We start from the raw sequence: 5,637 nt of genomic DNA, 5'->3' as shown, positions 1-5,637 counted from the left end.
CACGTCGAACTCGCTGCCGACGACCTTCGGGTATCGGTGACCACTGGCGGGCCGACCGCACTCGGTCGGCTCCTTCATCTGGTCCCGAACACGGTGTCGACAGCACCGTGGTTCTGCCGTATCTCCGACCCGATAGCCCGCGTGGTCCTGCGCGGCGTGCGCACCCGTGGCAGCGCGGGCAACGGCAGACGCGAGTCCTACGGGGCGCGACAGCAGCACAAGATCACCGCCGCCGAGGCGTCGTGGCGCGCCGAAGACCTCGGTCACCTGACGCCCGTCACTCCCCCGGTGACCTTCGGATTCGGCAGCACCCCCGCTGCGCCGTCGGTCACCTCGATCACGACGACGATCGACTCCGACTAGGAGAGCTCTGCCCCAGCGTCGGACAGTTCGTTCAAGGCCGCGTTCGATGTCCCAGGCGCCACCCCCGCGACGAAGCCCGTCAGGATTCGCACCTTCAGTCCGGCGGCGATCGCATCGAGCGCCGACGCCCGGACGCAGTAGTCGGTGGCGATCCCGGCAATGTCGATGTTGGTCACCTCGTTGCTCGCCAGTACCTCACGAAGTGGCAGTCCGTCGTCCGTCGAACCTTCGAACGCCGAATACGACGGCTTTCCCTGCCCTTTGAACACGTGTACGTCCACCGAACCGAGGGCCAGGTCCGGGTGGTACTCGGCACCCGTGGTGCCCGCAACGCAGTGGACGGGCCAGGTGGAGGTGAAGTTGGGCGGCTCGTCGGTCGCGAAGTGGCCACCGTTGTGGCTGTCGGCATCGTGCCAATCCCGTGACGCGACGATGACGTCGTACGCGTCTCCTTCGCTTGCCAGAAGCCCGCTGATTCGCCGCGCGACCTCGGCACCACCCACGACACCGAGCGCACCACCTTCGGTGAAATCGTTCTGGACATCGACTAGCAGAAGAGCACGTGTCATGACCCCAGTATCCTCGTCGCTGTGAATGCGACGGTATCCGAGTTGGTCTGCTACCCGGTCAAGGGCTGCGCGGGCAATTCGCTTCGGTCCGCGCGCATGACGTTCCGCGGTATCGAGCACGACCGTGAATTCATGATCGTCGACGAGGATCTGTCGTTCCGCAGTCAACGACGCGATCCGATGTTGGCCCTGATTCACCCAACGATCGACGACGACCGATTGACGCTCCTCCACCCGGATGTCGGCTCGGTGACCTGCCCGATCGACAAGGCGTCCTCGGCGTGCGAGGTAACGATGTTCGGCCGTCCGTTCCGCGGCATAGATCAAGGCGAGGACGTTGCGTCGTTTCTGAGCGAGGTGATCGGCGAGAAGTCACGTCTCGTCGCAGTACCCGAGGACTTCCGCCGAGTCACGGACGGAATAGCGCCGGGGACAGCTGGATTCGCGGACAGTTCGGCAGTCCACATGCTGTCGACGTCCACCTTGGACGGGCTCAATGCACGACTGGACACTGCGTTGCCGATGAATCGGTTTCGTCCGAACATCGTCGTCGACGGCTGGGATTCGCCGCACACCGAGGACCTGGTGCGCGGCATCACGATCGGCGACACCGAGCTCACCTACACCAAACTTGCGATCCGGTGCCCGGTCACCACCGTCGATCAGAGCCTCGGCCGCCGCGACGGGCGCGAACCGCTGGCGACACTGGCGACGTACCGCACGGCACGACAGAAGGGCGTCGCGTTCGGGTCGAAGTTCACGGTCCTCCGCGGCGGGACGGTGACCGTCGGGGACGAGATCACGGTCGCGAGCTGGGGCGACACAGAACTGTAGCTGCCAGCCTACGATCTCCCCGACGCGATCTGCACAGCGAGCAACACCCGGGCCTGACCCGCCCGCAACAGCGGCGAGAACACCGCCCCGGCGTCGACGAGGTCTGCCCCTCCTCCACCACCGCCGTACGTGGGCTCGATGGCGCCGACCGGCACGCGCGTCGTGACCACGACCGGAACACTGCAGGATTTCACGGCGTCGACGACCTGCGCGTTGGTGTTCCCGGAACCTGTTGCTTCCAGGACGATTCCGTCGGTGCCCGCCGCGACGAACGCCTCGATCGCTACCGCATCGGCCCCCGGATACAGGGCCACGATGTCGACCCGCACCCCTGACAGGTCGACTCTCGGAACGACCACGCGTGGTTCCGCCGAGCTGACGAACGCATCGAGATCGGTTGTGTGCCACTTCGACAGACCGCGTGCGGGCAGTGCACGTCCGCCGAACACGACGAGAACACCGCGCCCTCGATTCGCGTCGTCGAGAACCAGTTCCAGTGCGGCAGCCACGTTGACGGGACCGTCCGGAGCTTCGTGATCGGACGTGCGCTGAGCACCGGTGAACACCACCGGTCGAGGGTCGTCGTGGAACAGGTCGACGAGCAGCGCTGATTCCTCCATGGTGTCGGTGCCGTGCAGCACGACGACGCCCTGACACGCATCGTCGACGAGTGCTTCGGCGACGGCGTCGGCAATCCGGTCCATGTCGCCGAAGTCGAACGTCGAACTGTCCTTGGACATCAGGTGGCGAACCGTCACCTCGGACGCGACATCGAGTCCGAGTCCACCGGGACCAGGCCGACTGATGCCGTTCTCGTCGCGGATGCTGGCAATGGTTCCGCCTGTTGTCAGCAGGGCAATGTAAGACAAGCTGTCATACCTCTCGTTCTTCGGCCAGCGCACGAATACGACTGCGGCACAGGAACCAACCACCCACCAGAAGAGGCGCGATGATCAGGATCGAGGCGATGGTCCAGGTGCCGACCGGCTTGTCGAACGCCATCAGAACAAGCACTGCCAGCAGAAATCCGAGTGTTGCGATGCCGGTGTAGGGCGCGCCGAGCATTCGGAACTTCGGCCGCTCGATCTGTCCTGTGCGCGAGAGCGACCACAGCTTCAGCTGACAGAGGATGATCACGGCCCATGCGCTGATGATACCGAGAGCTGCAAGGTTCAAGACGATCTCGAAGGCCTGGGCGGGCACAGCGGCATTGAGCCCGACGCCCGCCAGCGCCACCACCGCAGTCAGTGCGATGCCGCCGTAGGGGACGCCCGACTTGTTCATCCGTGCCGCGAACTTGGGAGCGGACCCGGCTACGGCCATCGAATGCAGGATGCGCCCGGTCGAATACAGGCCGGCGTTGAGGCTCGACAGCGCCGCGGTGAGGACGACGAGGTTCATGATCGCACCGGCGCCCTGCACGTCGATAGCGCCGAAGAAGGTGACGAACGGGCTTTCACCTGCGTGGTACGCGGTATACGGAAGCAGGAGCGACAGCAGCAGAACGGATCCCACGTAGAAGATCAGGATTCGAACGATGACCGTGTTGATTGCCTTGGGGATGACCTTCTCCGGATCGGCCGTCTCCCCGGCCGCGGTGCCCACCAACTCGATCGATGCGTACGCGAACACGACACCCTGGATGACGACGATGGCTGGCAGGAGGCCGTTGGGTATCAGTCCGCCGTTGTCGGTGATCACACTGAGCCCGGGTGACTGTCCGTCGATCGGGGTTCCGAACACCACGTAGTAGACGCCGACAGCCAGGAAGGTCACCAGCGCAATGACTTTGATGAGCGCAAACCAGAACTCGAGTTCACCGAAGACTTTGACGGACACCAGGTTCAGACAGAGTACGACGACGAGTCCGATGAGTGCGAACACCCACTGATCGACGTCGCCGAGCGGTGCCCAGTACTTCTTGAAGAAGTTCATGTACAGCGCGACGGCAGTGACGTCGACGACAGCCGTCATCGCCCAGTTCATCCAGTACAGCCAGCCTGCCGCGAAAGCCATCTTCTCGCCGAAGAATTCTCGCGAGTACGAGACGAAACTCCCCGACGACGGCCTGTGCATCACGAGCTCACCCAGAGCACGCAGGATCAGAAAGGCGAAGAATCCGCACAGTGCGTAGACCAGCACGAGTGCGGGCCCCGAGTCGTGGAGCCTGCCACCGGCTCCCATGAACAGACCGGTGCCGATGGCACCGCCGATGGCGATCATCTGAATCTGTCTGGGTTTCAGTGACTTCCGAAATCCGAGATCTTCGTTCCTGACTGCGACTCTCTGGTCGATGGTCATGAATGCCTACCTTGTCGAGGTGTCGGGGGCGTCGGCGTGTTCGATGGGTGCGACGCGCAGATTGGCGAGATGTTCCGGGCTGAGCAGACGGTCGAGTTCGTCGCGAGCGATCAACTTCTTCTCGAGAACGAGGTCGACGACGTTGCGGCCGGTGAGCAGGGCTTCCTGCGCGATTGCGGTGGACTCGGCGTATCCGAGATACGGGCTCAATGCGGTGATCAGACCGATCGAGTTTTCGACCCGCTCACGAAGCAGCTCGACGTTGGCGGTGATGCCGTCGACGCAGCGACTGGCGACGGTGCGACACGCGGCACTCAGATGTGCCATGCCGTCGGACAGGGATTTGACGATGATCGGCTCGAATGCGTTGAGCTGCAACTGTCCTGCCTCGGCAGCCATGGTGATGGTGACGTCGTGCCCGATGACCTCGAAGGCCACCTGGTTCAGTACCTCCGGAATGACCGGGTTCACCTTGCCTGGCATGATCGACGAACCTGCCTGCATCGGAGGAAGATTGATCTCGTTCAAGCCGGCCCGCGGGCCCGAGGACAGCAATCGTAGGTCGTTGCAGATCTTGGACAGCTTGACGGCCACGCGCTTGAGAACACCGGACAAGTGCACGAACTGGCCGACGTCCTGCGTCGCTTCGATCAGATCCGTCGCGGTGACCAGCGGCAGCCCGGTGATGGTGCGCAGGTGCGCGACCGCCGACGCCGTGTATCCGACCGGCGCGTTGAGCCCTGTTCCGATCGCCGTTGCACCGAGGTTGATCTCGTGCACCAGCAGCGCGGCCTCCTCGAGCCGGGAGCAGTCCTCGTCGATCATGATCGCGTAGGTACCGAACTCCTGCCCCAACGTCATCGGCACCGCGTCCTGCAACTGCGTGCGCCCCATCTTGACGACGGTGGCGAACTCGGTCGCCTTGCGGCGGAAGGCGTCGCGCAGGAATTTCATCGCGTCGATGAGTTCGTGTGTTGCGTAGATCGTGGCGACGTTGACAGCCGTCGGGTAGACATCGTTCGTCGACTGACTGGCGTTGACGTGTTCGTTGGGGTGCACGTGGCTGTACTCGCCGTGGCCATACCCGAGGATCTCGAGCGCACGGTTCGCGATCACTTCGTTGGCATTCATGTTGGTCGAGGTGCCCGCACCACCCTGGATGACATCGACGACGAACTGCTCGTGCAGTCGGCCGTCGAGAATGTCCTGGCAGGCCTGACGGATGGCCTCGCTGCGGGTGTCGTCGAGAATGCCCAGGTCCTCGTTGGCCGATGCGGCCGCCCACTTCACGGCGGCGAGGCCGCGGATCAGGTGGGCGTTTGTCGAGATGGGGCGCCCGGTGATCGGAAAGTTCTCCAGCGCGCGCAGGGTGTGGATACCCCAGTACGCGTCTGCGGGTATCTCGCGCTCGCCGAGAAGGTCCTTCTCGACACGTATAGCGTCCACTACTTGCTCCCTGATTACTCGACGGCGGCCGTCCGGCTGTCCGGCTGTCTGACAGGTTAGAGTGTGAACTATGACACGTCAGCCGTCAACCGCTGGCTTGACCACCTCGGCACAGGAAGAGGAC

The 5,637-nt window shown here is 63.7% G+C and carries 5 protein-coding genes and 1 pseudogene; 2 read left to right on the top strand and 4 right to left on the bottom strand.

Translation table 11 applies throughout. From position 1 onward, the window contains the following. Positions 1-363 (top strand): annotated as a pseudogene (locus A2J03_RS25595) (hypothetical protein); the annotation flags it as partial. On the opposite strand, the gene A2J03_RS25590 reads toward A2J03_RS25595, so the two are convergent. Next, on the bottom strand, positions 360-932 hold the full coding sequence (locus A2J03_RS25590) for an isochorismatase family protein (RefSeq protein WP_068379814.1): 573 nt from the start codon (positions 930-932) through the stop codon (positions 360-362). The pseudogene A2J03_RS25595 and the gene A2J03_RS25590 sit on opposite strands and share 4 nt — an antisense overlap. A 21-nt stretch (positions 933-953) precedes the next feature. On the opposite strand from A2J03_RS25590, the gene A2J03_RS25585 reads away from it, so the two are divergent. Then, complete coding sequence (locus tag A2J03_RS25585) at positions 954-1,766, top strand: MOSC domain-containing protein (protein ID WP_068379811.1); 813 nt, start codon at positions 954-956, stop codon at positions 1,764-1,766. An 8-nt stretch (positions 1,767-1,774) separates the two neighbouring features. On the opposite strand, the gene A2J03_RS25580 is transcribed toward A2J03_RS25585, so the two are convergent. Genes A2J03_RS25580 through aspA form a run of 3 tightly spaced genes read right to left on the bottom strand, consistent with a single transcriptional unit; the run spans position 1,775 to position 5,513 of the window. Continuing rightward, the gene (locus tag A2J03_RS25580; RefSeq protein ID WP_068379817.1) at positions 1,775-2,635 is read right to left on the bottom strand and encodes an asparaginase; all 861 of its coding nucleotides are present in this window, start codon (positions 2,633-2,635) and stop codon (positions 1,775-1,777) included. Between the two features lie 4 nt (positions 2,636-2,639). Further along, positions 2,640-4,067 (bottom strand): amino acid permease, encoded by a 1,428-nt coding sequence (locus tag A2J03_RS25575; RefSeq protein ID WP_068379808.1) that lies wholly within the window; start codon positions 4,065-4,067, stop codon positions 2,640-2,642. A gap of 6 nt (positions 4,068-4,073) precedes the next feature. Then, a complete protein-coding gene (gene aspA / locus A2J03_RS25570; protein ID WP_068379805.1) occupies positions 4,074-5,513 on the bottom strand; it encodes an aspartate ammonia-lyase in 1,440 nt (479 codons plus the stop codon). Between the last annotated feature and the right edge of the window lie 124 nt (positions 5,514-5,637).

The sequence above is a fragment of the Rhodococcus sp. EPR-157 genome, from assembly GCF_001647195.1.
Classification (GTDB): Bacteria; Actinomycetota; Actinomycetes; order Mycobacteriales; family Mycobacteriaceae; genus Rhodococcoides.
This window is presented reverse-complemented; position numbering and strand designations above follow the sequence as displayed.